Origin of the sequence: Terracoccus luteus, from assembly GCF_003635045.1 — a bacterium.
Taxonomy (GTDB): domain Bacteria; phylum Actinomycetota; class Actinomycetes; order Actinomycetales; family Dermatophilaceae; genus Terracoccus; species Terracoccus luteus.
This window is the reverse complement of sequence record NZ_RBXT01000001.1, coordinates 1612132-1635276: the sequence shown is the minus strand read 5'-3', so window position 1 is coordinate 1635276 and position 23145 is coordinate 1612132. Positions and strand designations below refer to the sequence as shown.

At 73.0% G+C, this 23145-nt stretch carries 21 protein-coding genes; 15 read left to right on the top strand and 6 right to left on the bottom strand.

What is annotated here, in order from left to right; translation table 11 throughout:
* Positions 1-66: 66 nt before the first annotated feature.
* On the top strand, positions 67-1419 hold the full coding sequence (locus DFJ68_RS07550; RefSeq protein ID WP_121032219.1) for a M20/M25/M40 family metallo-hydrolase: 1353 nt from the start codon (positions 67-69) through the stop codon (positions 1417-1419).
* 162 nt (positions 1420-1581) lie between these two features.
* Here DFJ68_RS07550 and DFJ68_RS07545 read toward each other — a convergent pair whose 3' ends face one another.
* Positions 1582-1767 carry a DUF5703 family protein gene (locus DFJ68_RS07545; RefSeq protein ID WP_121032218.1) on the bottom strand — a complete coding sequence of 62 codons (186 nt, stop codon included), beginning with the start codon at positions 1765-1767 and terminating at the stop codon, positions 1582-1584.
* Positions 1768-1963: 196 nt separating this feature from the next.
* Here DFJ68_RS07545 and DFJ68_RS07540 point away from each other — a divergent pair, with 196 nt between their 5' ends.
* Both DFJ68_RS07540 and DFJ68_RS18245 read left to right on the top strand, forming a co-directional pair.
* On the top strand, positions 1964-2839 hold the full coding sequence (locus tag DFJ68_RS07540) for an SCO4651 family lipoprotein (protein WP_121032217.1): 876 nt from the start codon (positions 1964-1966) through the stop codon (positions 2837-2839).
* 134 nt (positions 2840-2973) lie between these two features.
* Complete coding sequence (locus DFJ68_RS18245; protein ID WP_170165717.1) at positions 2974-3456, top strand: hypothetical protein; 483 nt, start codon at positions 2974-2976, stop codon at positions 3454-3456.
* A 17-nt stretch (positions 3457-3473) separates the two neighbouring features.
* Here the strand turns inward: DFJ68_RS18245 and DFJ68_RS07530 are convergent, their stop codons facing one another.
* Positions 3474-4412 (bottom strand): aldo/keto reductase, encoded by a 939-nt coding sequence (locus DFJ68_RS07530; protein ID WP_121032216.1) that lies wholly within the window; start codon positions 4410-4412, stop codon positions 3474-3476.
* A gap of 37 nt (positions 4413-4449) precedes the next feature.
* Between DFJ68_RS07530 and DFJ68_RS07525 the strand changes: the two genes are divergently transcribed.
* Entirely contained in the window at positions 4450-5520 is a 1071-nt protein-coding gene (locus DFJ68_RS07525) for an LLM class F420-dependent oxidoreductase (protein WP_121035190.1), read from the top strand.
* 95 nt (positions 5521-5615) lie between these two features.
* Positions 5616-6476 carry an undecaprenyl-diphosphate phosphatase gene (locus tag DFJ68_RS07520; protein ID WP_121032215.1) on the top strand — a complete coding sequence of 287 codons (861 nt, stop codon included), beginning with the start codon at positions 5616-5618 and terminating at the stop codon, positions 6474-6476.
* Between the two features lie 82 nt (positions 6477-6558).
* On the opposite strand, the gene DFJ68_RS07515 is transcribed toward DFJ68_RS07520, so the two are convergent.
* Entirely contained in the window at positions 6559-7566 is a 1008-nt protein-coding gene (locus DFJ68_RS07515; RefSeq protein WP_121035189.1) for a magnesium and cobalt transport protein CorA, read from the bottom strand.
* Positions 7567-7632: 66 nt separating this feature from the next.
* Here DFJ68_RS07515 and DFJ68_RS07510 point away from each other — a divergent pair, with 66 nt between their 5' ends.
* The 4 genes from DFJ68_RS07510 to mshC all read left to right on the top strand — a co-directional run bounded on the left by DFJ68_RS07510 (position 7633) and on the right by mshC (position 11152).
* Complete coding sequence (locus DFJ68_RS07510; RefSeq protein ID WP_121032214.1) at positions 7633-8346, top strand: MSMEG_4193 family putative phosphomutase; 714 nt, start codon at positions 7633-7635, stop codon at positions 8344-8346.
* 24 nt (positions 8347-8370) lie between these two features.
* Complete coding sequence (locus DFJ68_RS07505) at positions 8371-8916, top strand: DUF3090 domain-containing protein (protein ID WP_121032213.1); 546 nt, start codon at positions 8371-8373, stop codon at positions 8914-8916.
* Positions 8900-9733 (top strand): SCO1664 family protein, encoded by an 834-nt coding sequence (locus DFJ68_RS07500; protein WP_121032212.1) that lies wholly within the window; start codon positions 8900-8902, stop codon positions 9731-9733. Before DFJ68_RS07505 ends, DFJ68_RS07500 begins: the two co-directional genes overlap by 17 nt.
* A 135-nt stretch (positions 9734-9868) precedes the next feature.
* On the top strand, positions 9869-11152 hold the full coding sequence (gene mshC, locus DFJ68_RS07495; protein ID WP_121032211.1) for a cysteine--1-D-myo-inosityl 2-amino-2-deoxy-alpha-D-glucopyranoside ligase: 1284 nt from the start codon (positions 9869-9871) through the stop codon (positions 11150-11152).
* 238 nt (positions 11153-11390) lie between these two features.
* Here the strand turns inward: mshC and DFJ68_RS07490 are convergent, their stop codons facing one another.
* Complete coding sequence (locus DFJ68_RS07490) at positions 11391-12245, bottom strand: PAC2 family protein (RefSeq protein ID WP_121032210.1); 855 nt, start codon at positions 12243-12245, stop codon at positions 11391-11393.
* Positions 12246-12484: 239 nt separating this feature from the next.
* Between DFJ68_RS07490 and metH the strand changes: the two genes are divergently transcribed.
* Entirely contained in the window at positions 12485-16273 is a 3789-nt protein-coding gene (gene metH / locus DFJ68_RS07485) for a methionine synthase (protein ID WP_121032209.1), read from the top strand.
* Positions 16274-16302: 29 nt separating this feature from the next.
* Positions 16303-17013 carry an HAD family hydrolase gene (locus DFJ68_RS07480; protein WP_372498859.1) on the top strand — a complete coding sequence of 237 codons (711 nt, stop codon included), beginning with the start codon at positions 16303-16305 and terminating at the stop codon, positions 17011-17013.
* Between the two features lie 49 nt (positions 17014-17062).
* Here the strand turns inward: DFJ68_RS07480 and DFJ68_RS07475 are convergent, their stop codons facing one another.
* Entirely contained in the window at positions 17063-17875 is an 813-nt protein-coding gene (locus tag DFJ68_RS07475) for a LysR family substrate-binding domain-containing protein (RefSeq protein WP_121032208.1), read from the bottom strand.
* A 209-nt stretch (positions 17876-18084) separates the two neighbouring features.
* Here DFJ68_RS07475 and DFJ68_RS18675 point away from each other — a divergent pair, with 209 nt between their 5' ends.
* Entirely contained in the window at positions 18085-19101 is a 1017-nt protein-coding gene (locus DFJ68_RS18675) for a deaminase (RefSeq protein ID WP_121032207.1), read from the top strand.
* A 37-nt stretch (positions 19102-19138) separates the two neighbouring features.
* Here DFJ68_RS18675 and DFJ68_RS07465 read toward each other — a convergent pair whose 3' ends face one another.
* On the bottom strand, positions 19139-19993 hold the full coding sequence (locus DFJ68_RS07465; protein WP_121032206.1) for a RecB family exonuclease: 855 nt from the start codon (positions 19991-19993) through the stop codon (positions 19139-19141).
* A 134-nt stretch (positions 19994-20127) separates the two neighbouring features.
* On the opposite strand from DFJ68_RS07465, the gene DFJ68_RS07460 reads away from it, so the two are divergent.
* From DFJ68_RS07460 to DFJ68_RS07450, 3 genes are all read left to right on the top strand, one after another.
* On the top strand, positions 20128-21333 hold the full coding sequence (locus DFJ68_RS07460; RefSeq protein ID WP_121032205.1) for a site-2 protease family protein: 1206 nt from the start codon (positions 20128-20130) through the stop codon (positions 21331-21333).
* A gap of 137 nt (positions 21334-21470) precedes the next feature.
* The gene (locus tag DFJ68_RS07455) at positions 21471-21890 is read left to right on the top strand and encodes a single-stranded DNA-binding protein (protein ID WP_121032204.1); all 420 of its coding nucleotides are present in this window, start codon (positions 21471-21473) and stop codon (positions 21888-21890) included.
* An 11-nt stretch (positions 21891-21901) separates the two neighbouring features.
* The gene (locus tag DFJ68_RS07450) at positions 21902-23107 is read left to right on the top strand and encodes a tRNA (adenine-N1)-methyltransferase (RefSeq protein ID WP_121032203.1); all 1206 of its coding nucleotides are present in this window, start codon (positions 21902-21904) and stop codon (positions 23105-23107) included.
* Positions 23108-23145: the final 38 nt, after the last annotated feature.

Here is a 23145-nt window from a genome sequence, read left to right as displayed (position 1 = left end):
ACGCTCACGCGGAACACGAACCGGGCGGCCCTGCGGGGGCCACCTCCCCGGCATACGCTGACGGCCATGAGCGAGCAGCCGAAGCCGACGTCAGCAGCGAGCACCTCCGCCGTCACGGCCGAGAGCGAGGTGGCGCGCCTGTGCGCCGAGCTGATCCGCATCGACTCGACGAACTACGGCGACGGCTCGGGCCCGGGGGAGCGCGAGGCGGCCGAGTACGTCATGGCCGAGCTCACCGAGGTGGGCCTGGACCCCGTGCTGCTCGAGAGCGAGCCCGGGCGCGCCACCGTCGTCGTGCGCCTCGAGGGTGAGGATGCCGGTCGGCCCGGTCTCGCGGTGCACGGCCATCTCGACGTCGTCCCCGCCAACGCCGCCGACTGGCAGGTCGACCCCTTCAGCGGGGAGGAGCGCGACGGCTGCATCTGGGGCCGCGGCGCTGTCGACATGAAGGACATGGACGCCATGATCCTGGCCAACATCCGTGAGTTCGCCCGCACCGGGACCAAGCCCGCGCGCGACACGACCTTCGCCTTCTTCGCCGACGAGGAGGCCGGGGGCACGTACGGCAGCGCGTGGCTCGTCGACAACCACCCGCAGTGGTTCGACGGCGTGACCCAGGCCATCAGCGAGGTCGGCGGGTACAGCGTCACGCTGCCGACGCCGCAGGGTGAGCGCCGCGCCTACCTGCTGCAGACGGCCGAGAAAGGCATCGCGTGGCTGCGGCTGCGCGCCCACGGCCGGGCCGGGCACGGCTCCGTGCCGAACGACGACAACGCGATCGTGCACCTCGCCGGCGCCGTCGGGCGCATCGCCGCCCACCCGTGGCCCCAGGAGTACATCGCCTCGGTGCGCCAGCTGCTCGACGGCCTCAGCGAGCTGACGGCGGTGCCATGGGCCGACGACGACCTCGAGGACCTGCTCGCGACCATCGGCGGGGCCCAGGGCTTCGTGCGCGGCACGCTGCGCGACACCGCAAACCTCACGATGCTCGAGTCGGGCTACAAGCACAACGTCATCCCGCAGTCGGCGAGCGCCTCGCTCGACTGCCGCTTCCTGCCCGGGCACGAGGACCAGCTCATGCAGACGGTGCGTGAGCTGGCCGGCGAGCACGTCGACGTCGAGGTCGTGCACCGCGACGTCGCCCTCGAGGCGCCCTTCGAGAGCGACATCGTCGAGGCGATGAAGCAGTCGCTGCTGCGGGAGGACCCCGGCGCCGCCGTGCTGCCGTACTGCCTGTCCGGCGGCACCGACAACAAGGCCCTCGGCCGTCTCGGCATCGACGGCTACGGTTTCGCCCCGCTGCGCCTGCCCGCCGACCTCGACTTCGCGCCGATGTTCCACGGCATCGACGAGCGTGTGCCCGTGGAGTCGCTCGAGTTCGGCGCCCGGGTGCTCGGCGACTTCCTGCGCACCTGCTGACGCGCGGTCGCTCCGGCGGGCATCGGACAGCGGGCGTCAGGCGGCGGGTGTCACGCGGCGGGTGTCACGCGGCGGGTGTCACGCGGCGGGTGTCACGCGGCGGGTGTCACGCGGCGGGTGTCACGCGGCGGGTGTCACGCGGCGGGTGTCACGCGGCGGGTGTCACGCGGTGCGCTCGACGCGCATGATGCGGCGGCGCAGCCAGATGCGGCGCACGCCGCCCTCGTAGATGACCGAGCGGGACAGCTCCCACCGGCCGTACTCCGCGTGCTCGCGGACGGCCTGACGGGCGGCGGTCTTGGTCGTGTGCCGGTCGAAGGTCAGCACGCGGTACTCGTACTCGGTCATCACCCGCATTCTTGCACCGGCGTCGGCCTGCCCACGCCCGGGTCGGCGGTTCTCACCGGCACCCCGAGGTGGGCGCGTTATCGTCGAGCACGACCACCCGACCGTCCGCGGCATCCTCCGCGGGGTCGACTCAGGGGTGACGCGCCCGGAACCGGACCGGTGCACGGTGCGTCAGCGGGCTACAGGAGGTTCCACCATGACCACGAAGTTCAGCCGCGCCGCGGCAGCCGTTCTCATCGCACCGACAGTCCTGCTCGCCGCCGCGTGCGGCAAGGCGGACACGACCACCACCGCGCCCGTCGCGGGCCAGACGCAGAGCGCGTCGCCCTCGGCGAGCGCCGGCACCACGAGCGAGGCCCCCGCGACGAGCGCGACGCCCGCGCCGACGTCCTCGGATGCCGGGGACGTCTCGGGCGGCCAGGCCGCCGGCGAGGTCGACAAGGCCGAGTTCATCGGCCGCCTCAAGTCGGCCATGGCCGGGGTGTCGAGCGCCCACGTCGACATGCAGATGTCGGGGCAGGGCCAGAAGGTCAGCGTCCAGGGCGACACCCGCCTCAGCAGCGGTGACCAGGCGATGAAGATGTCGATGTCGATGGCCGGCATGGACATCGACATGGTCGTGCTCGACAAGAAGGTCTACATGAAGGGCTTCCCGGGCGTGGCCGCCGGCAAGTGGGCCGTCTTCGACGAGAAGAGCTCGATCGCCAAGCAGATGGCGTCCTCGGCCGACTCAGCCGACCCGAAGAAGATGTTCGACGCCTTCGAGCAGGGCGCCTCGAAGGTCACCAAGGTCGGCACCGAGAAGGTCGACGGCGAGGACATGGAGCGCTACGAGCTCACCCTCGACACGAAGAAGGCCCTCGGCGCCGCGGGCGCCGGCGCGGCGGGTGCCGCCGCCGGCTCGATGCCGTCGACGATCACCTACGACGTCTGGGTCGACTCGAAGGACCACATGCGCAAGGTCGACTTCGACGTGGCCGGCGTCAAGGCGACGGTGATGATGGGCAAGTACGGCGAGCCCGTCGACATCACGGCCCCGCCCGCCTCGCAGACCGTCAAGGGCACCATGTGACCTGACGCCACACCCTCGGCCCTCCGGGGTCCTCCCGCCGGCCGCGGAGCCTCGTGCTCCGCGGCCGGCGGCGTTCACCCGACGGTCACCGACCGCTGCTGTCCCCGCGGCACGGGGTCCACTACGGTCGGGGCATGACCGTCGAACCGCGTTCCGCGCTGGAGCAGCTCATCGTCGCCCTCGAGCGGCACCTAGAGGCCGCCCAGTCGAGCCGCAACCCCGACCACCCGATGGTCATGGCGGCGGCGCAGGACCTCGCGGAGGCCTTCGACGACTACGACGAGGCGCTCTACACCGCCACCGACGTCGCCACCCCGCTCGCGATCTTCGGCGAGGAGTTCGAGGAGGACGACGACGAGCAGGCGGTCGTCGAGGCGCCCGCCGCGGTCGAGGACGGGGGCGTCTACGCGGGTCTCGACACGGGTGACTACGACGAGGACGACGACGAGGACGACGACGAGGACGACGAGGACGACGAGGACGAGGACCTCGACGACGATGAGGACGACGACGACCTCGACGACGACCTCGACGACGAGGACGACGATGATGACGACCTCGATGACGAGGACGACGACGAGGACGACGGCGAGAGCGCCCCGGCCAACCGCATCTGACCGGTCGCGGTCACGGCTCAGCCCGCGGAGACGTCGTCGAGGGCGGCGATGATCTCCGGAGGCAGCACGAGGTCGAGGCTGGCCAGGGCCGACCGCAGCTGCGCCTCGGTTCGCACACCGACGACGGGCGCGCCCACCCCCGGCCGGTCGCGCACCCACGCGAGCGCGACCTCGGCGGGGCGGCACTGCAGCCCGCGGGCCGCGGTGGTGACGGCATCCGCGACCGACCGGGCGTCCGCGCCGAGGAAGCGCTCGGCGAAGCCCGGGAAGTCGGCCGAGGCCCCGCGCGAGCCCGCCGGTGTACCCGAGCGGTACTTGCCCGTGAGCACGCCGCGACCCAGCGGCGACCACGCGAGCAGCCCCACGCCCAGCGCGACCGCGGCGCCCACCACCTCGACCTCGGGTGAGCGTTCGACGAGCGAGTACTCGATCTCGTTGACCACCAACGGAACCCGGCTCTGCTCCAGCAGGGAGAACGCCCGCGCCGTCTGCCACCCGTTGTAGTTCGACACGCCGACGTAGCGGGCCCGACCCGTCGAGGCCGCCCACTCCAGGGCCGAGAGGGTCTCGGCGAGCGGCGCGTCGTCCGACCACGTGTGCACGAGCCAGAGGTCGACGTGGTCGGTGCCCAGCCGTCGCAGCGACGTGTCGAGCTGGCTCATGAGGGTGCGCCGCGAGACGTCGACGACCCGGTCGCCGCTCTCGCGCGAGATACCCGCCTTCGAGCAGAGCAGCACCTCGTCGCGCGGCACCCGGCTGCCGAGCAGCGACCCGAGGATGGTCTCCGCGTCACCGCCGCCGTAGCCGTAGGCGGTGTCGACGAGCGAGCACCCCGCGTCGACGAAGGCGGCGAGGTGGTCGGCGGCGTCGTGCCGGTCGACCGCGTGGCCCCACGTCATCGTGCCCAGGGCGAGCGGCGTGATGGTGAGGCCCGAGGAGCCCAGACGTCGGCGCATGCCTCGGAACGCTAGCCTGCCCGGCATGGGACCCGGCATGCGATTGGGCGTCAACCTCGGCTACTGGGGGCGCGGAACGACCGGCGACGACATGGTCGCCGTCGCCCGTGAGGCCGACGGTCTCGGCTACGACAGCGCCTGGGTCGCGGAGGCCTACGGCTCGGACAGCCCGTCGATGCTCGCCTGGATCGGGGCGAGCACCGAGCGCATCGGCCTGGGCGCGGCCGTGATGCAGATCCCGGCCCGCACCCCGGCCATGACGGCCATGACGGCCGTCACCATCGACACGATGTCCGGCGGCCGCTTCCGGCTCGGCCTCGGCGTGTCCGGTCCGCAGGTGAGCGAGGGCTGGCACGGCGTGCGCTTCGCCAGCCCTCTCGGCCGCACCCGGGAGTACGTCGAGATCGTCCGCGCGGCCGTGCGCCGCGACACCGTCCGCCACGATGGCCGCCACTTCACGCTGCCCCTGCCGGACGGCCCCGGCAAGGCCCTCAAGCTCGGCACCCGGCCGCTGCGTCCCGACATCCCCGTCTACCTCGCCGCCGTCGGGCCGAAGAACCTCGAGCTCGCCGGCGAGGTGGCCGACGGGTGGCTCGCCATCTTCTTCAGCCCCGAGCACGCGGCCGAGCAGCTCGCCGTCATCGAGCGGGGCCGCCGCACCGGCGGGCACGGTGAGCCCGACCGGCCACTCGCCGGGTTCGACGTCGTCGCCTCCACCCCCGTCGTGCTCGTCGACGACGTCGAGGAGGCCGCGGCCCACGTCCGCGACTACTGCGCGCTCTACATCGGCGGCATGGGCTCGAAGGAGCAGAACTTCTACAACCAGCTCGCCAGGCGCATGGGCTTCGACGCCGAGGCCGAGCAGGTGCAGGAGCTCTACCTCGCCGGGCGCCACCGCGCGGCCGCCGACGCCGTGCCGCTCGAGTTCATCGACGAGACGGCCCTGCTCGGCTCGCCGCAGCGCGTGGCCCGACGCCTCGAGCGCTACGAGCAGGCCGGGGTGACGACCCTCGCCGTCGCGGTGGGCGGCGGCATGACCCGCGAGCAGGCGGTGGCGACGCTCCGGGCGCTGGCGCAGGTGCGACCCCCCGGCGGGCCCACGGGATAGGCTCCCCCCTGCACTGAGGCCGCCCCCGGGCGGCCTCCTGCACGTCCGACCCGCACCCGCGGGCGCCCGTCCCCACCCAGGAAGCACCCGCAGCCATGGCCGACCTGAGCTACCTCGACTCCGTCATCCTCGGCGTCGTCGAAGGACTCACGGAGTACCTGCCCGTCAGCTCGACCGGTCACCTGACCATCACCGAGAAGCTGCTCGGGCTGGAGGTGAACGACCCGGCCGTGACGGCCTACACGGCGGTCATCCAGCTCGGCGCCATCGCGGCGACGCTGCTGTTCTTCCACAAGGACATCATCCGGTTCGCCCGTGCGTGGTTCCGCGGGCTCGCGAATGCCGACGCCCGCCGCGACCCCGACTACGGCCTCGCCTGGGCGGTGGTCATCGGCTCCATCCCGGTCGGCATCGTGGGCTTCGCCCTGCGCGGCCTCATCTCCGGCGGGCTGCGCAGCCTCTGGGTCGTCGCCGCCGCCCTGCTGCTGTGGAGCGTCGTCATGGTCGTCTCCGAGCGGGTCTACGCCCGCCACGAGAAGGCGGGCACGACCCGCGGTGAGCACTCGGTGACCCCGGTCGACGGCGTCGTCATCGGGCTCGTGCAGTGCTTCTCGCTCATCCCCGGCGTCTCGCGCTCGGGAGCGACGATCTCGATGGGCATCGCGCGCGGCATCGACCGCCTCACTGCCACCCGCCTCAGCTTCTTCCTCGCCATCCCGGCGCTCACCGCCGCGGGCCTCTTCCAGGCCGTCGACGAGCGTGACAACCTCGTCACCTTCGGCGTCGGCCCCGTGCTCGTCGGCATCGTCGTGGCCTTCGTCGTCGCCTACGCCTCGATCGCCTGGCTGCTGCGCTTCGTCGCGAGCAACAGCCTCCTGCCGTTCGTCTGGTACCGCGTAGCCCTCGGGGTCGTGCTCGCCGGCGTCCTCGCGGCGGGTCTCATCAGCGCCACCTGAGGCACCCGACGTCCGAGACCGACGCCACCACCGGATGCCGGTGGGCGGGCACCCGCCCCGCCTGCCGGCATCCTGCGTCGGGTCAGAGCCAGCCCGAACGTCGGAACGCGCGGTAGAGCCCCACGCAGATGCCGCCCATCGCGAGCAGGACGACGAAGTAGCCGTACCGGAACTCGCCGCTGCCGACGTGCACGCTCGCCGACAGCTCGGGCATGTACTCGAAGTTCATGCCGTAGACGCCGGCGATCATCGTCGGGACCGCCGCGATGGCGACCCACGCCGAGATGCGGCGCATGTCGTTGTTCTGGCGCACCGAGACTGCGGCGAGGTGCGCCGAGAGCATGTCGGTGAGCAGGTGGTCGTAGTTGTCGACGTGGTCGTTGACGAGGCGCAGGTGGTCGGCGACGTCGCGGAAGAACACGCGCGCGTCGTCCTGCAGGTGTCGCCCGGAACCCCGCTCGAGGTATATGTGCAGGGTCTCGGCGAGGGGCTGGCTGGCCCGCCGGAACTCGAGCACCTCGCGCTTGAGACGGTAGATCGTGTTCGCGTCGCCACCGGCGGCGCTGCCGAACACCTGCTCCTCGATCTGCTCGAGGTCGCGGCGGATCTCGCGGTCGACGACGAGGTAGTTGTCGACGACGGAGTCCATGACCGAGTGGAGCACCGCCAGCGGGCCGTGGGCCAGCTTGCCCGACTCGAGCTCGAGCCGGTGGCGCACGCCCTGCAGCGGGTTGCCGTCGCCGTGGCGCACGGTGACGACGAAGCGGTCGCCGATGAAGAGCATGACCTCACCGGTCTCGACGTCGCTCGTGGCCTCGACGTAGCGCAGCGTCTTGAGCACGACGAAGAGGGAGCGCTCGTACTCCTCCATCTTCGCGCGCTGGTGGCCGTTGACGGCGTCCTCGACCGCGAGCGGGTGCAGGTGCAGCTCGGAGTTGACGAGGGCGAACTCTTCGTCGGTGGGGTCCTTGAGGCCGATCCAGATGAAGCTGCCGGCGTCGCCCCGCTCACGGAGCGACGCGAGCTCGTCGCTGAGGTCGCCGCACCCGTGCCGCGAGCCGTCGCGGTAGATGGCCTTGTCCACGATCACGGGCACTACTTCACCACGTCGACCGTGCCCGGGTGGGGGAGGTGGGCTGCGTCTACGCTGGCGACCGTGCCCACCGTCATCTTCGTGCGCCACGGGCGCTCCAGCGCCAACGTCTCCGGTGTCCTCGCCGGCTGGATGCCGGGGGTCGAGCTCGACGAGCACGGACGCTCGCAGGCGGACGCCGTCGGGGTGCGTCTCGCCTCCGCGGGTGTCCCCGTCGTCGAGGTGGTGACTTCGCCACTGCCGCGGTGCGTCGAGACCGCCGACCGGCTCTCGGCCCCGCTCGAGGGCGTGCGCCGCAGCGAGCACGACGGCCTGGGGGAGTGCCGCTACGGCGCGTGGACCGGCCGCAAGCTCGGCGAGCTCGTCAAGGAGCCGCTGTGGAAGGTCGTGCAGAAGACCCCGAGCAAGGCACGGTTCCCGGGGTCCGAGCAGTTCGAGGGCGAGTCGATGCTGCAGATGCAGCGCCGCGCCCTGCGGGCCGTGCGCGAGACCAACCGGCGCATCGCGGCGGAGCACGGCCGCGAGGCCGTGTGGGTGGCGGTGTCGCACGGCGACGTCATCAAGTCCATCCTGTCGGCGGCGGCGGGCGCCGAGCTCGACGACTTCCAGCGGATCTCGGTCGACCCGGCATCCGTGAGCGTCGTGCGCTACACCCCAGCGCGGCCCTTCGTGCTGCGGCTCAACGACACCGGGGGCGACCTCGCCTCGCTGCGGCCGCCGCAGAAGCCGACCACCCCTGCGGGTGACGCCGTCGTGGGCGGCGGTGCGGGTGCCTGAACCGGCTGGGATAGGCTCGAAATCATGACCGTGCACGACTTCGACCCCGTCCGTCGCTTCGTCGCCGGCACCGTCGGACCGGCCGGGCAGCGCGCGTTCTACCTGCAGGCCAGCGACGCGATGACCGTCGTCACCGTCGGGGTCGAGAAGCAGCAGGTGTCGATCCTCGCCGACCGCATCAACGACGTCCTCGACCAGCTCGCCCCGCGAGCCGCGGTCGAGCCGGGCCTGCCCGGTGGCGAGGACGAGGACACCGATCCGCTGCAGACGCCGTTCGACGAGGACTTCCGGGTCCAGACCATCTCGCTCGCGTGGGACGACGACCACGACCGCGTCGTCATCGAGTGCCACGACCACGACCCCGACGAGGTCGACGACGAGGGCGAGGACGAGGTGGGGCCGTTGGGCCGCAACACGATCCGCGTCAGCCTCACCCCGGCGCAGGCGCGTGCCTTCGCCCGTCGCAGCAACGCCCTCGTCGCCGCCGGGCGTCCGCCGTGCCCCTTCTGCGGTGGGCCCCTCGACCCGGCCGGCCACATCTGTCCGCGCGCCAATGGCTACCGGCGCTGACGAGGCGACGACGCAGCCCGACGACCCGACGGCCCTGCTCACCGGCGACATCGAGGTCGTCGGCCGGGTGTCGGGCAGCTCGAACCTGTGCCTGCTCGCCCGGCTGCTCGCGGCCGGTGTGGAGCATCCCCGCTACGGCATCTACAAGCCGGTGCGCGGCGAGCGGCCCCTCTGGGACTTCCCCGACGGCACCCTCGCCGGGCGCGAGGTGGCCGCATGCGTCGTCTCCGACCTCGGTGGCTGGGACCTCGTCCCGCCCACGGTGCTCGTCGACGGCCCCCTGGGGCCGGGGTCGTTGCAGCAGTGGGTCGGTGACCCGTTCGCACCCGTCGACGACGACGCCGTCGTCGACCTCGTCCCGGCGGGGGAGGTACCGCGCGGTTGGCACGCCGTCTTCGACGGGGAGACCCACACCGGGGCCGGCGTCAGCGTCGTGCACTCCGGGGCCGACGACGTGCGCAGCCTGGCGGTGCTCGACGCCGCCATCAACAACTCCGACCGCAAGGGTTCGCACTGCCTGCGCGACGCCACCGGTCGGTTGTGGGCCATCGACCACGGCGTCAGCTTCTCGGCCGAGCCGAAGCTGCGCACCGTCCTCTGGGGGTGGGAGGGCAAGCGACTGCCCGAGGCCGAGCTCGACCGGCTGACCCGGCTCGAGGCCGCGCTCGCTGAGCCGGAGGCGCAGGCCGCCCTCGGCGCGCTGCTGCCCGAACGGGACGTCGCCGCCCTGGTCGGCCGGGTGCGTCGGCTACTGCGCACCGGTCGCCACCCCCGCCCGGCACCCGGGTGGCCGGCGGTGCCCTGGCCGCCGCTCTGACCGCGGGCCTCTGAGATCGGTCCGCCCGACGACTGTCGGCGACCGGTCACCGTTCTCGCCGCCGCCCGGCCGCGCTCATGTCCGGCGGGGTGAGCCGTGGACGAGGCGCCACCGGCGCCGATATAGAGTCTGCGGGTGAAGAGTTGGCCCCAGCCGTTCGTGCCCGAGCTGCCCGGTCGTTCCCCGCAGGTCATGGTCCACGACACGGCGTCGGGCACCCTCGTGCCGGCCGTCGACGCCGACCGCGCCGAGCGGGCCGGCCGCAGTGGTCGGGCGACCCTCTACGTCTGCGGCATCACGCCCTACGACGCGACGCACCTCGGCCACGCCGCCACCTACGTGACCTTCGACCTGCTCGTGCGCGCGCTGCGCGACAGCGGCCACACCGTCACGTACGTGCAGAACATCACCGACGTCGACGACCCGCTGCTCGAGCGGGCCGAGCGTGACGGCATCGACTGGCGCGACCTCGCCACCCGGGAGATCGACCTCTTCCGTGAGGACATGACCGCCCTCGCCGTCATCCCGCCCGACGCCTACCTCGGTGCGGTCGAGAGCATCCCGACCTTCGTCGAGCCGGTCGAGCGCCTCGTCGAGCAGGGCCGCGCCTACCGCGTGCCCGCTCCCGACGCCGCCGACGAGGATGCCGCGGACGTCTACTTCGAGGTGGGCCTCGACCCCCGCTTCGGCTCGGTCAGCCACCTCGACGAGGCGGGCATGCTGGAGGTCTTCGCCGAGCGCGGCGGCGACCCCGACCGCGAGGGCAAGCGAGGCCGTCTCGACGCGCTGCTGTGGCGGGCGCACCGTGAGGGCGAACCCGACTGGGACGGCGGCTCGCTCGGCCGCGGCCGGCCCGGTTGGCACATCGAGTGCGCGTGCCTGGCCCTCGACCACCTCGGCGTCCCGATCGACGTGCAGGGCGGTGGCAGCGACCTCGTCTTCCCGCACCACGAGATGAGCGCCGGCCACGGTCGTGCCCTCGCCGGGACCGACACCTTCGCCGGAGCCTTCGTGCACCAGGGCATGGTCGGCCTGAACGGCGAGAAGATGAGCAAGAGCAAGGGCAACCTCGTGCTCGTCTCGAGCCTGCGCCGCGCGGGCGTCGACCCGATGGCCATCCGGCTCGTGCTGCTTGCCCACCACCACCGCGACGACTGGATGTACGACGACGACCAGCTCGTCGCGGCCCAGCAGCGGCTCGACACCTGGCGCAAGGCACTGTCGGGCAACGGCGGGCCGGTCGCCGACCAGACCGTCGAGCACGTGCGCGCCGCCCTCGCGAACGACCTCGACAGCCCCACGGCCCTCGCCGCCGTCGACCGCTGGGCGACCCAGATGCTCACCCGCGGTGGCGACGACCCCGGCGCCCCCGGAGTGCTCGGTCGCGCGCTCGACGCGCTGCTCGGCATCCGCCTCTGACGCCTGCCAACCGCGCGGCCGGGTCGAGGTAGGGGTCCGCGCTCCGGCGCGACATCACACCTCGACCCGGCCCGCGCGCGGCCCGTGCTCCTTTTCCCGCCGCGGCCCGATTCCGGACAACGCTCGGTTTCAGGCCACGCTCTCTTCCCAGCCGTGGCCCGATCCTGGACAACCATGCGGCCGGACCCTGCCCCTTTTCCCGCCGCGGCCCGATTCCGGACGGAGCGTGCGAGGGCGGCTACTTGCCCGTCTGGTCGTCGTCGCGGCCGCGCAGGTAGCGCTCGAACTCCCGGGCGATGGCGTCGCCGCTGGCCTCGGGCAGCTCGGCGGTGTCCTGCGCCTCCTCGAGCGACTGCACGTACTCGGCGACCTCCTCGTCGCTCTGCGCCAGCTCGTCGACGCCGCGCTCCCAGGCCCGGGCGTTCTCCTCGAGCTCGCCGTGCGGCACGGTGACCCCGAGCAGCGACTCGAGCCGCCGCACGAGGCTGAGCGTCGCCTTGGGCGAGGGCGCCCCGCCGGCGTAGTGGGGCACCGCCGCCCACGCCGACAGCGTCGGGAGCCCGGCCTCGGATGCCGTGTGGCTGAGCACGCCGACGATGCCGGTCGGCCCTTCGTAGCGGCTGGGCTCGACGTCGTAGCGGTGCATGACCGAGTCGTCCTCGGCCGTGGCGGTGACGGGGATGGGCCGGGTGTGCGGCACGTCGGCGAGCAGGGCACCGATGGTCACGACTGTCGTCACGCCGAAGTGGCGGGCCAGCTCGAGCAGCTCGTTCGAGAAGGCGCGCCAGCGCATCGACGGCTCGATGCCCTGCACGAGCACGACGTCGCGCTCGAAGCCGGTCTCGGTGGCGACGAGGATGCGGGTGGTCGGCCACGACAGGACGCGCTGTCCCTCGTCGAGCAGCACCCGCGGGCGGTTGACCTGGAAGTCGTAGTAGTCCTCGGGGTCGAAGGCCGCGACGAGCTCGGCCTCCCACACGTCGGAGAGGTGACGCACGACCGAGGTGGCCGCCTCACCGGCGTCGTTCCAGCCCTCGAACGCCGCGATGAGCACGGGGTCGACCAGGTCGGGGACGTCCTCGAACTCCAGCACCCTGCCTCCTTCTCGTGGGAGACCTCAGCCTATGCCTCGGCCGTCCCCGCACACGCGAGCGCCGCCCCGGTCGCGGCTCGGGGGAGCTCATCGGGGCACGCGCAGGCAGGTGGGTGGCCCGCGTCGTGAACGCGTGCGGCCCGGGTCGCGGGCACTCCGTAGAATCGTGAGGTCCCGACCGTGGCACCCGTCCGGCCGGTCCGCACTCGTGGGCCGCCGGGGCGCCGGAGGAGAAGCCCATGCCCGACACCGCTCTGCGCCCTGATGCGACCGAGGCCCTGCGCGAGACCCTCGCCCGCCGCATCATGGTGCTCGACGGGGCGATGGGTACGGCCATCCAGCGCGACCGGCCCGACGAGGCCGGCTACCGCGGCGAGCGGTTCGCCGACTGGCCGAGCGACCTGCAGGGCAACAACGACCTGCTCACGCTGACCCAGCCCGACATCATCGCCGGCATCCACCGCGAGTACCTCGAGGCCGGCGCCGACGTCATCGAGACGAACACCTTCAACGCCCAGGCCATCTCCCTCGCCGACTACGGCATGCAGGAGCTCGCCTACGAGCTCAATTTCGAGTCGGCCCGACTGGCCCGCCGCGAGGCGGACGCCATGACGGCCCGTACCCCGGACCGGCCCCGCTGGGTGGCCGGCGCCCTCGGCCCGACGTCGCGCACGGCATCCATCTCTCCGGACGTCAACGACCCGGGCGCGCGCAACGTCAGCTACGACCAGCTCGTCGAGGCCTACCTCGAGGCGGCGCGCGGGCTCGTCGACGGTGGCAGCGACCTGCTCGTCGTCGAGACCATCTTCGACACCCTCAACGCCAAGGCGGCGATCTTCGCCCTCGAGACGCTCTTCGAGCAGCACGGTCGGCGCTGGCCGGTCGTCATCTCCGGCACGATCACCGACGCGTCCGGCCGCACCCTGTCGGGTCAGGTGACCGAGGCCTTCTGGAACTCGGTGCGCCACGTGCGCCCCCTCGCGGTCGGCCTCAACTGCGCCCTCGGTGCCAAGGAGATGCGGCCGTACATCGCCGAGATGTCGCGCATCGCCGACACGTTCGTCTCGTGCTACCCCAACGCCGGTCTGCCGAACGCCTTCGGCGAGTACGACGAGGCGCCGGAGGAGACCGCGGCCATCGTCGGCGAGTTCGCCGAGGCCGGCCTCGTCAACCTCGTCGGCGGCTGCTGCGGCACGACGCCGGCGCACGTCGCCGCCATCGCCAAGACCGTCCACGGTCAGGACGTGCGCGTGCCCCCGGTGTCCGCGGGGGCCATGCGGCTCTCGGGCCTCGAGCCGTTCACGATCGCCGACGACAGTCTCTTCGTCAACGTCGGCGAGCGCACCAACATCACCGGCTCGGCCCGCTTCCGCACCCTCATCAAGAACGGCGACTACGACACCGCGCTCTCGGTGGCCGGGCAGCAGGTCGAGAGCGGCGCGCAGGTCATCGACGTCAACATGGACGAGGGGATGATCGACGGGGTCGCGGCGATGGACCGCTTCCTCAAGCTCGTCGCGAGCGAGCCGGACATCAGCCGCGTCCCGGTCATGGTCGACTCCTCGAAGTGGGAGGTCATCGAGGCCGGCCTCAAGTGCGTGCAGGGCAAGGCCATCGTCAACTCGATCTCCCTCAAGGAGGGCGAGGAGGCCTTCGTCCAGCACGCCCGTCTCGTGCGCAAGCACGGGGCGGCCGCCGTCGTCATGGCCTTCGACGAGCAGGGCCAGGCCGACTCGCTCGCGCGGCGCCAGGAGATCTGCGGCCGCGCGTACCGCATCCTCACCGAGGAGGTCGGCTTCCCGGCCGACGACATCATCTTCGACCCCAACGTCTTCGCCGTCGCGACGGGCATCGAGGAGCACCACCGCTACGGCCTCGACTTCATCGAGGCGACGCGGTGGATCAAGGAGAACCTGCCGGGCGCCAAGGTCTCCGGCGGCATCTCGAACGTGTCGTTCAGCTTCCGCGGCAACAACCCGGTCCGCGAGGCCATCCACGCCGTGTTCCTCTACCACGCCATCGCGGCGGGCCTCGACATGGCCATCGTCAACGCCGGTGCCCTCGCCGTCTACGACGAGGTCGACCCCGAGCTGCGTGAGCGCATCGAGGACGTCGTGCTCGACCGTCGACCGGATGCCGCGGAGCGCCTCCTCGAGGTCGCCGAGGCCCACAACCGGGCCGGTCAGGCGGCCGACCCGGCCGAGCAGGAGTGGCGGTCGCTCCCGCTGCGCAAGCGCATCACCCACGCCCTCGTCAAGGGCATCGACGCCCACGTGGAGGCGGACACCGAGGCGCTGCGGGCCGAGATCGAGCAGGCGGGTGGCCGCCCCATCGAGGTCATCGAGGGCCCGCTCATGGACGGCATGAACGTCGTCGGCGACCTCTTCGGCGCCGGCAAGATGTTCCTGCCGCAGGTGGTCAAGAGCGCCCGCGTCATGAAGAAGGCGGTGGCCTACCTCATCCCCTTCATCGAGGAGGAGAAGGCCGGCAACCCCGAGCTCGCCTCCGCCAAGGACACCAACGGCACGATCGTCATGGCCACGGTCAAGGGCGACGTGCACGACATCGGCAAGAACATCGTCGGGGTCGTGCTCCAGTGCAACAACTACGAGGTCATCGACCTCGGCGTCATGGTGCCGGTGCAGAAGATCATCGACGCCGCCCGCGAGCACGACGCCGACATCATCGGGCTGTCGGGGCTCATCACGCCCTCGCTCGACGAGATGGTCACCGTCGCCACCGAGATGCAGCGGCAGGGCCTGTCCATCCCGCTGCTCATCGGCGGCGCCACGACGTCACGGGCCCACACGGCCGTCAAGGTCGACCAGCGCTACGAGGGCCCCGTGGTCTGGGTCAAGGACGCCTCACGGTCGGTCCCGACCGCGGCGGCCCTGCTCAGCGACGAGCAGCGCCCGGCCCTGCTCTCGAGCGTGCAGACCGACTACGACGCGCTCCGCGCCCGGCACGCGACGAAGCACGACCGCCCGCTGCTGCCGCTCGAGCAGGCCCGCGACAACGCCACCCCGCTCGACTGGAGCGGCTACCACCCGCCGAGGCCGCACCTGCTGCTGCAGCAGGAGAAGGACGTCTCGGTCGAGGTGCAGCCGGGCGGTCCGGCGCAGCACGTGCGGGTGCTCGACGACTACCCGCTCGCCGAGCTGCGCCCCTACATCGACTGGCAGCCGTTCTTCAACGCGTGGGAGCTCAAGGGCAGCTTCCCCGAGATCCTCAACAACCCGGCGAGCGGACCGACGGCGCGCAGGCTCTACGAGGACGCGCAGCAGATGCTCGACCGCATCGTCGACGAGCGCTGGATCACCGCCAAGGGCGTGGTGGGGCTGTTCCCGGCCAACGCCGTCGGCGACGACGTCGAGGTCTACACCGACGAGCGGCGCACCGACGTCCACGCCGTGCTGCACCACCTGCGCCAGCAGGGCCAGCACCGCGAGGGTGTGCCCAACCGGTCGCTGGCCGACTTCGTCGCCCCGCGCGACTCCGGCGTCACGGACTGGGTGGGCGGTTTCGCCGTGACGGCCGGGCACGGGGTGGCCGAGCGGGTCGAGGCCTTCCGCGCCGAGCACGACGACTACCAGGCGATCCTGCTCGAGTCGCTCGCCGACCGGCTCGCCGAGGCCTTCGCCGAGCGCCTGCACGAGCGGGTCCGCACGGAGCTCTGGGGGTACGCGCCCGACGAGCACCTCGACAACACCGACCTCATCAAGGAGCGCTACGCCGGCATCCGGCCCGCGCCCGGCTACCCGGCGTGCCCGGAGCACACCGAGAAGCTGACGCTCTGGAGCCTGCTCGACGTCGAGGAGCACACCGGCATCCGGCTCACCGAGAGCATGGCGATGTGGCCCGGCGCCGCGGTGTCCGGCTTCTACTACTCCCACCCGCAGTCGCAGTACTTCGTCGTCGGCCGCCTCGGCCGCGACCAGGTCGCCGACTACGCCGAGCGCAAGGGCTGGACGCTGGCCCAGGCCGAACGCTGGCTCTCGTCCAACCTCGCCTACGACCCCGAGGACTGAACCGCGTGACCAGTGACACCGAGCCGCACGTGCGGCCCGCCCCCCTCACCCGTACCGACGGCGACGCCGACGCGGGGCTGCCCGCCGCCGTCCTGTGGGACATGGACGGCACGCTCGTCGACACCGAGCCGTACTGGATCCAGGCCGAGCACGAGCTCGTCGCCGAGCACGGTGGGCAGTGGAGCGACGAGTTCGCCCACGAGCTCGTCGGCAACGCCCTCGAGGTCTCGGCGCAGCTCATCATCGACAAGTCGCACATCCCGCTCACCGTCCCCGAGATCATCGACGGTCTGCTCGGTCGGGTGGTGGCCCAGGTGCGGCGCGAGGTGCCGTGGCGGCCGGGCGCGCGCGAGCTGCTGCTCGAGCTCGACGGGCTCGGGGTGCCCAACCTGCTCGTGACGATGTCGTGGCGCTCGCTCGCCGACGTGGTCGTCGGGGGCCTGCCCGACGGCACCTTCCGCGCCCTCGTCACCGGCGACGAGGTCGCCCACGGCAAGCCCCACCCGGAGCCCTACCTCGCGGCCGCCCGCCTCGTCGGGGTCGACCCCGCCGACTGCGTCGCCCTCGAGGACTCACCGACCGGGGTGCGCTCCGCCACCGCCGCCGGGGTGCCCACGATCGCCATCCCGCACGTCGTTCCCGTGCCCGACATCGAGGGTGCCGTCCGCGTCACCGGCCTCGACGGGGTCCGGGCGCACGACCTGCTGACGATCGTCGCGTCGGTCCGTCGGGGCGCCTGAGCGGGCCGTGACGCACGGGCGGCTCCGGCGGGGGCCGGGTCGACCGCCCTCAGCGGCGTCCGCGTCGGCCTGACCCGCCGCCCTTGGTGCCGTTGGTGCCCTTGCGTCCCGGGGTGCCGCCCCTCGTGCCGCCCGTGCGGCCGCCACCGTGGCGACCGGCGGAGCCGGACGCGCCACGGGCCGAAGGGCGAGGATGCCGGGTGGCTGCGTCCGAGGCGCGGGTGTCCTGCCGTGTCGGTGCGGATGCGTCACCGCCCCTGCTGCTGCGCTCGGTGCGTCCGCGGACGACCCCGATGAACGCCTCCACCCGCGGGTCCTCGTCGTCGACCCGCCAGGCCAGACCGACCGACGACGGGGCGACACCGTCGACGGGACGGCTGACGACGTCCTTGCGGTGGTGCACGCGCGCCACCGACATGGGGAGCACGAGGATGCCGACCCCGGCGGCCACGGTGGCCACCGCCTGGCGCACCGTCATGGGCTCGACCGCTGCCGCGGCGCTGATGCGGTCGTCGTCCGCGACCTCCCGCCACTCGGGCACCTGGGACGGCGGCTGCAGCAGCGACTCGCCGGCGAGGTCGGCGACCGCGACCGTGTCGAAGGCCGCGATCGGGTGGTCGCGGGGGGCGACGACGACGGGCACCTCGTCGTAGAGCGGGATGACGTGCAGGCCGTCGCGGTCGACCGGCAGCCGCACGAAGGCCATCGAGACCGAGCCGTCGCGGAGGGCGGGCAGCGGGTCGTCGTCGGGCAGCGCCTGCACGGGGGAGTCGGGGTGGCGCCCGGCCCAGATGCGCAGCCACTTGTCGGGCGTCACGCCCTCGACGAACCGCACCTCGAAGGGCGGGGCCGGCTCGCTCATGGGGTGCCTTCCGGGGACGGGTGGGGGACACCCGAGGCTAGCCGAGCGGCCGCCACGTGAGCGCGTCGCCGCGGCGCGTCACCCGGGTCGCCCGAGGCACGGGAACCGGACCGCCACCGCGACGCCACCGCGACACCGCCGGGCTGCGCCCTCGTGCGGCACGCCCGGCCACTGTCCCGGGGCCGACCCGCTCGGTAGCGTGGCGGTCCATGGACGTCGAGTACATCGCGGGGTTCGGCCCCGTCGTCACGGATTCCTCCGCCTCACAGGCTTTCTGGGCCGAGGCCTTCGGCATCGTCTTCGACGAGGTCGGGCCCGACTACTTCCACGCCCGCGACCTCGGCGGCGCCCGGACCTTCGCCCTGTGGCCGCTGTCGCAGGCGGCCGAGTCGACCTTCGGCACCACGTCGTGGCCCGCCGACCGGGTGGTGCCGCAGGCTTGGCTCGAGCTCGAGGTGGCCACGCCCGAGGCCGTGGGGGAGGCGGCGGCCGAGCTGCGTCGGCGCGGGCTCGAGGTCGTCGCGGAGGCGAAGGTCGAACCGTGGGGCCAGACCACGGCACGCCTGCTCAGCCCCGAGGGGCTGCTCGTCGGCGTCTCGTACCTGCCCTCGTTCCACGAGACCGACGACGCCGGCCCGTCGGCGCCCCCGTCGACCGGCACGACGACCGGCACGACGACGGGTGGGGCGACGGGTGGGGCGACGGGTGCCGCGACCGACGAGACGACCGACGCGACCAGCAGCACGCCGACGCGCTCGACGCTCGATCTCGACACCGCCCGACGGTGGCTCGAGGTGGCGGTCGCCCAGGCGCGGGAGGGCGAGGCCGAGGGTGGCGTGCCCATCGGAGCCGCCCTGTTCTCGGCGTCGGGCGAGCTGCTCGGGAGCGGACGCAACCGGCGGGTGCAGGACGACGACCCGTCGGTGCACGGCGAGACCGACGCCTTCCGGCGGGCCGGGCGCCAGGCGAGCTACGCCGGCACGACGATGGTGACGACGCTCTCCCCGTGCTGGTACTGCTCCGGCCTCGTGCGGCAGTTCGGCATCTCGCGGGTCGTCGTCGGCGAGGCCCGCACCTTCAGCGGCGGCCACGAGTGGTTGGCCGAGCACGGCGTCGAGGTCGTGGTGCTCGACGACCCGGGGTGCGTCGCGATGATGGCCGACTTCGTGCACCGGCATCCGGACGTGTGGAACGAGGACATCGGTGAGGAGCCCGACGGGGGGTGACCCGTCCGGGGTGGCGACCCCTGCGGTCGCTGCCGCGTCAGGCGTCGACGCCGGTCTCGACGACCTGCGCGGCGCCCGCCAGGGCGGGGTCGACCGCGCGGGTGGCGGCGTCGTCGGGCAGCGGGGGAGGCGTGCCGCCCCACGCGGGGCACAGGGCGCGGTGGTCGCACCAGTCGCACAGCCGGCTCGGGTTGGGCCGCCAGTCACCTGTCTCGGCCGCATGCTGGATGGCCGCCCACAGCGCCTTCACCTTGCGCTCGACGGCGAGCAGGTCGCGCTCCTCGGGCTCGATGGCGAGGATCTCGCCGTTGCCGAGGTAGACGAGCTGCAGCCGGCGGGGGATCTCGCCGCGCAGGCGCCAGAGCACGAGGGCGTAGAACTTCATCTGGAACAGCGCCTTGGCCTCGAAGTGCTCCGAGGGCGCCCGCCCGGTCTTGTAGTCGACGACCCGCATGGCCCCGCTCGGGGCGACGTCGAGCCGGTCGACGTAGCCGCGCAGGGTGAGCCCGTCGATCTCGGTCTCGACGTAGAGCTCGCGCTCGGCCGGCTCGAGACGGGTGGGGTCCTCGAGGCCGAACCACGTGCGCAGCAGCGAACCGGCCCCGGCGAACCACTCGGTCGTGTCACCGTCGCGGTCGGCGAGCAGCTCGAGCATCTCCGGCTCGGTCTCGACGAGCCGCTGCCACTCGCCCGGGACGAGGCCGACGGCGGCGTCGAGGGTGCGCTCGTCGCTGGGGAGGTCGAAGAGCCGTTCGAGCACGGCGTGGACGAGGGTGCCCCGGGCGGTGGCGGTCGTCGGCTTCGACGGCAGGCGGTCGACGACGCGGAAGCGGTAGAGCAGCGGGCACGTCATGAAGTCGGATGCGCGACTCGGGGACAGTGCTGCGGCCATGGCGACGACTGTAGGGCGACCCACCGACAGGGCACGAACCCGGCCGGGTCGACTGTGGAAACCGTCCAGCAACCGCACAGCCGGACCACGGGCTGTGGACGGGCGACCCCCAGCCCGGGGCTTAGGCTCGACCCATGAGCACGCAGGCGCAGCCGGCCCGGTCGCACGGCTGGCGCATCGGGCGGGTGGGCGGCACCCCCGTCTACATCGCGCGCTCCTGGCCGGTCATCGTCGTGGTGCTCCTCGCCGTCGTCGCGCCGACGCTCACCTCGTCCGGCCGCTCGCTCGGCTTCGCGCTGCTCGTGGCCGCGTGCACCGGCATCCTGCTGCTCGTGTCCGTCCTCGTGCACGAGGCCGCCCACGCCCTCGCGGCCCGCGCGCGCGGGCACGCCGTCGACCGCATCGTCGCCGACGTGTGGGGCGGGCACACCGTCTACGACTCGACCTCGGTCACGCCCGTGACGACCGCGATCGTCGCCGCCGTCGGACCGCTGTCGAACCTCGTGCTGGCGCTGCTGTCGTGGCTCGTGCAGCCGCTGGTGGGCTCTGACCTGCTCGGCAGCCTGCTCGGGGCCAGCGCGTACGTCAACCTCTTCGTCGGCCTCTTCAACCTGCTGCCGGGGCTGCCGCTCGACGGCGGCCAGATCGTCAGCTCGCTCGTCTGGCGCGCGACGGGCAGCAAGGGGACGGGCCTGACCGCGGCCGGGTGGCTCGGTCGTCTCGTCGCCGTCGGCAGCGTGCTCTGGTTCGTCGGCAAGCCGCTCTACGAGGGCCAGCAGCCGACGACGCTCTCGCTCGTGTGGACCGGCATGATCGCCTTCTTCCTCTGGCGGGGCGCCACGGCGTCCATCCGGGCGGGGCGCATCCACGACGCGACCGCCGGGCCGGTCGACTCGGTGCTCGAGCCCGTCCTGCTCGTGCCGGGGGCGACGCCGATCGCGCAGGCCGACCCCTCGGTGACCCGGGCGGCCGCGTTGCCGACCTCGGCGGATGCCGGTCGCCCGCCGGTCGCCGCCGCCGACCTCCCCGCGTGGGTGGCCGCCACCGACACGGGCGGCTGGCCGGTCGGGCTCGTCGACCCGGCGTCCGTGGCCGGGGTGCCGCCCGAGCGACGCTCGTCGGTGCCGGTGTCCGCCGTCGTCGTGGCCCAGCCGCGCGGGTGGGTGGTCGCGCTACCGCCCGACGCCGTGCTCACCGACCTCGTGCGGGTCATGAGCGAGCTCGAGCTGCCCGTGGCCGTCGTCGTCGACGAGCAGTCGCGCCGGGTGCGGGGCCTGGCCTCGGCCCATCGCATCAACGAGGTCGTCGGGGCCCAGCTCGCCCGCCGCGGGCGCGGCTGACCCGTCGTCCACACCCCCGGCCCCTGGCCGGGCGGATGGTGCGCCGTCCACAGGCGGAGGTCCGTCGGCGCCGCCCGGTGGCGCGAGCGCGGTGGACTGACCCGGTCGACCCCGCCGGGGTCGGGTCAGGAGGGGACATGGGGACACGGACGGTGAAGCCGGAGCCGGGCGCTGGGGTCGGTCGGACGGCCAGGGCGCGGGAGCAGGCGGGCGACGACGTGCTGCGGCCGTCGCGCAACGAGATCGTGCTGCACGGGCGGCTGTCCGCCGCGGCGGAACAGCGCGAGCTACCGAGCGGCGACGTCATCGTGACGCTGCGGGTGGTCGTCGCACGGCCTGCCCGCGCCCGGGCACCGGGCGTCGACACCATCGACGTCGTGTGCTGGTCGGCGGTCTCGCGTCGGACGGCGCTGCGGCTGCCGGCCGGGCAGGACGTCGAGGTGACGGGCTCGCTGCGGCGCCGGTTCTACGGCGGCCCGACGGGTCGCCAGAGCCGGTACGAGGTCGAGGCGGCGAGCGTCCGTCGGCTGGTCGGGGGAGCGTCGGTGGGCACCTAGACTCGGCTCCCATGACCGCCGACACCACCCGGGCCGCGACACCTCCGGCCGACTCCGCCGAGCCGGGGACGGCCGCTCCGGCGACGGCGGCGCACGCCCGTCGAGGCGTGCTGGAGGTCGGCGAGCGGGTGCAGCTGACCGACCCCAAGGGCCGGCTGCACACCATCACGCTCGAGCCCGGCCGTGAGTTCCACACCCACCGCGGGTTCCTGCGCCACGACGACCTCATCGGTGCCCCCGACGGCTCCGTCGTGACGAACACGGCCGGTGTCGAGTACCTCGCCCTGCGGCCGCTGCTCAGCGACTACGTCATGTCGATGCCGCGCGGCGCGGCGGTCGTCTACCCGAAGGACTCCGGCCAGATCGTGCAGATGGCCGACATCTTCCCGGGGGCGACGGTCGTCGAGGCCGGGGTCGGCTCCGGCGCCCTGTCGATGTCGCTGCTGCGGGCCATCGGCGAGCACGGCCGGCTCCTGTCGTTCGAGCGCCGTGACGACTTCGCCGCCATCGCGCAGGGCAACGGCCGGGCCTTCTTCGGGGGCGACCACCCGGCGTGGACCGTGACCGTCGGCGACCTCGTCGAGTCGCTGCCGCGGCACGTCGAGGCGGGCAGCGTCGACCGTGTCGTGCTCGACATGCTCGCCCCCTGGGAGTGTCTCGAGGCCGTCGCGGACGCGCTCGTGCCCGGCGGGGTGCTGATCTGCTACGTCGCCACGACCACCCAGCTGAGCCGGGTCGCCGAGGGGATCCGCCTGCACGGCGGGTACACCGAGCCGTCGGCGTGGGAGTCGCTCGTGCGCGGCTGGCACCTCGAGGGGCTCGCCGTCCGGCCGGAGCACCGCATGCACGGCCACACCGGGTTCCTCATCACCACCCGGCGGCTGGCGCCCGGCGTCACCCCACCCGAGCGCAAGCGCCGCCCGGCGAAGGGGGCGTACGGCGACTCCGCCCCGACCGGTGAGCCCGACTCCGGTACCGACGGTCCCGACGTCCTCACGGACGGCTCCGACACGGCATCCGACTCGGTGTCGGACACCGTGTCCGACACCGTGTCCGAGACGGCCTCCGACCGTGGGCGACCGGCACGGACGCCCGGCTCGACGAACGCGATGGACGTGCCCGTCGACGCGTGGACCCCCGAGGCGCTGGGCGAACGGGTCAAGAGCGACAAGACGATCCGGCGCCTGCGGCGGTCAGTGGCTGGAACGTCCGACTAAACGCCGCGGGCGCGGGTTAGGGTCGAAACGTCACGGTG

Bases quoted from the DNA above. Each gene is read 5' to 3' on its own strand.
- DFJ68_RS07450 (WP_121032203.1), top strand. From the start codon at position 21,902: ATGACCGCCGACACCACCCGGGCCGCGACACCTCCGGCCGACTCCGCC.
- DFJ68_RS07460 (WP_121032205.1), top strand. From the start codon at position 20,128: ATGAGCACGCAGGCGCAGCCGGCCCGGTCGCACGGCTGGCGCATCGGG.
- DFJ68_RS18675 (WP_121032207.1), top strand. From the start codon at position 18,085: ATGGACGTCGAGTACATCGCGGGGTTCGGCCCCGTCGTCACGGATTCC.
- DFJ68_RS07530 (WP_121032216.1), bottom strand. From the start codon at position 4,412: ATGCGCCGACGTCTGGGCTCCTCGGGCCTCACCATCACGCCGCTCGCC.
- DFJ68_RS07545 (WP_121032218.1), bottom strand. From the start codon at position 1,767: ATGACCGAGTACGAGTACCGCGTGCTGACCTTCGACCGGCACACGACC.
- DFJ68_RS07465 (WP_121032206.1), bottom strand. From the start codon at position 19,993: ATGGCCGCAGCACTGTCCCCGAGTCGCGCATCCGACTTCATGACGTGC.
- DFJ68_RS07455 (WP_121032204.1), top strand. From the start codon at position 21,471: ATGGGGACACGGACGGTGAAGCCGGAGCCGGGCGCTGGGGTCGGTCGG.
- DFJ68_RS07500 (WP_121032212.1), top strand. From the start codon at position 8,900: ATGGCTACCGGCGCTGACGAGGCGACGACGCAGCCCGACGACCCGACG.
- DFJ68_RS07520 (WP_121032215.1), top strand. From the start codon at position 5,616: ATGGCCGACCTGAGCTACCTCGACTCCGTCATCCTCGGCGTCGTCGAA.
- DFJ68_RS07525 (WP_121035190.1), top strand. From the start codon at position 4,450: ATGCGATTGGGCGTCAACCTCGGCTACTGGGGGCGCGGAACGACCGGC.
- metH (WP_121032209.1), top strand. From the start codon at position 12,485: ATGCCCGACACCGCTCTGCGCCCTGATGCGACCGAGGCCCTGCGCGAG.
- DFJ68_RS18245 (WP_170165717.1), top strand. From the start codon at position 2,974: ATGACCGTCGAACCGCGTTCCGCGCTGGAGCAGCTCATCGTCGCCCTC.
- DFJ68_RS07540 (WP_121032217.1), top strand. From the start codon at position 1,964: ATGACCACGAAGTTCAGCCGCGCCGCGGCAGCCGTTCTCATCGCACCG.
- DFJ68_RS07475 (WP_121032208.1), bottom strand. From the start codon at position 17,875: ATGAGCGAGCCGGCCCCGCCCTTCGAGGTGCGGTTCGTCGAGGGCGTG.
- DFJ68_RS07505 (WP_121032213.1), top strand. From the start codon at position 8,371: ATGACCGTGCACGACTTCGACCCCGTCCGTCGCTTCGTCGCCGGCACC.
- DFJ68_RS07550 (WP_121032219.1), top strand. From the start codon at position 67: ATGAGCGAGCAGCCGAAGCCGACGTCAGCAGCGAGCACCTCCGCCGTC.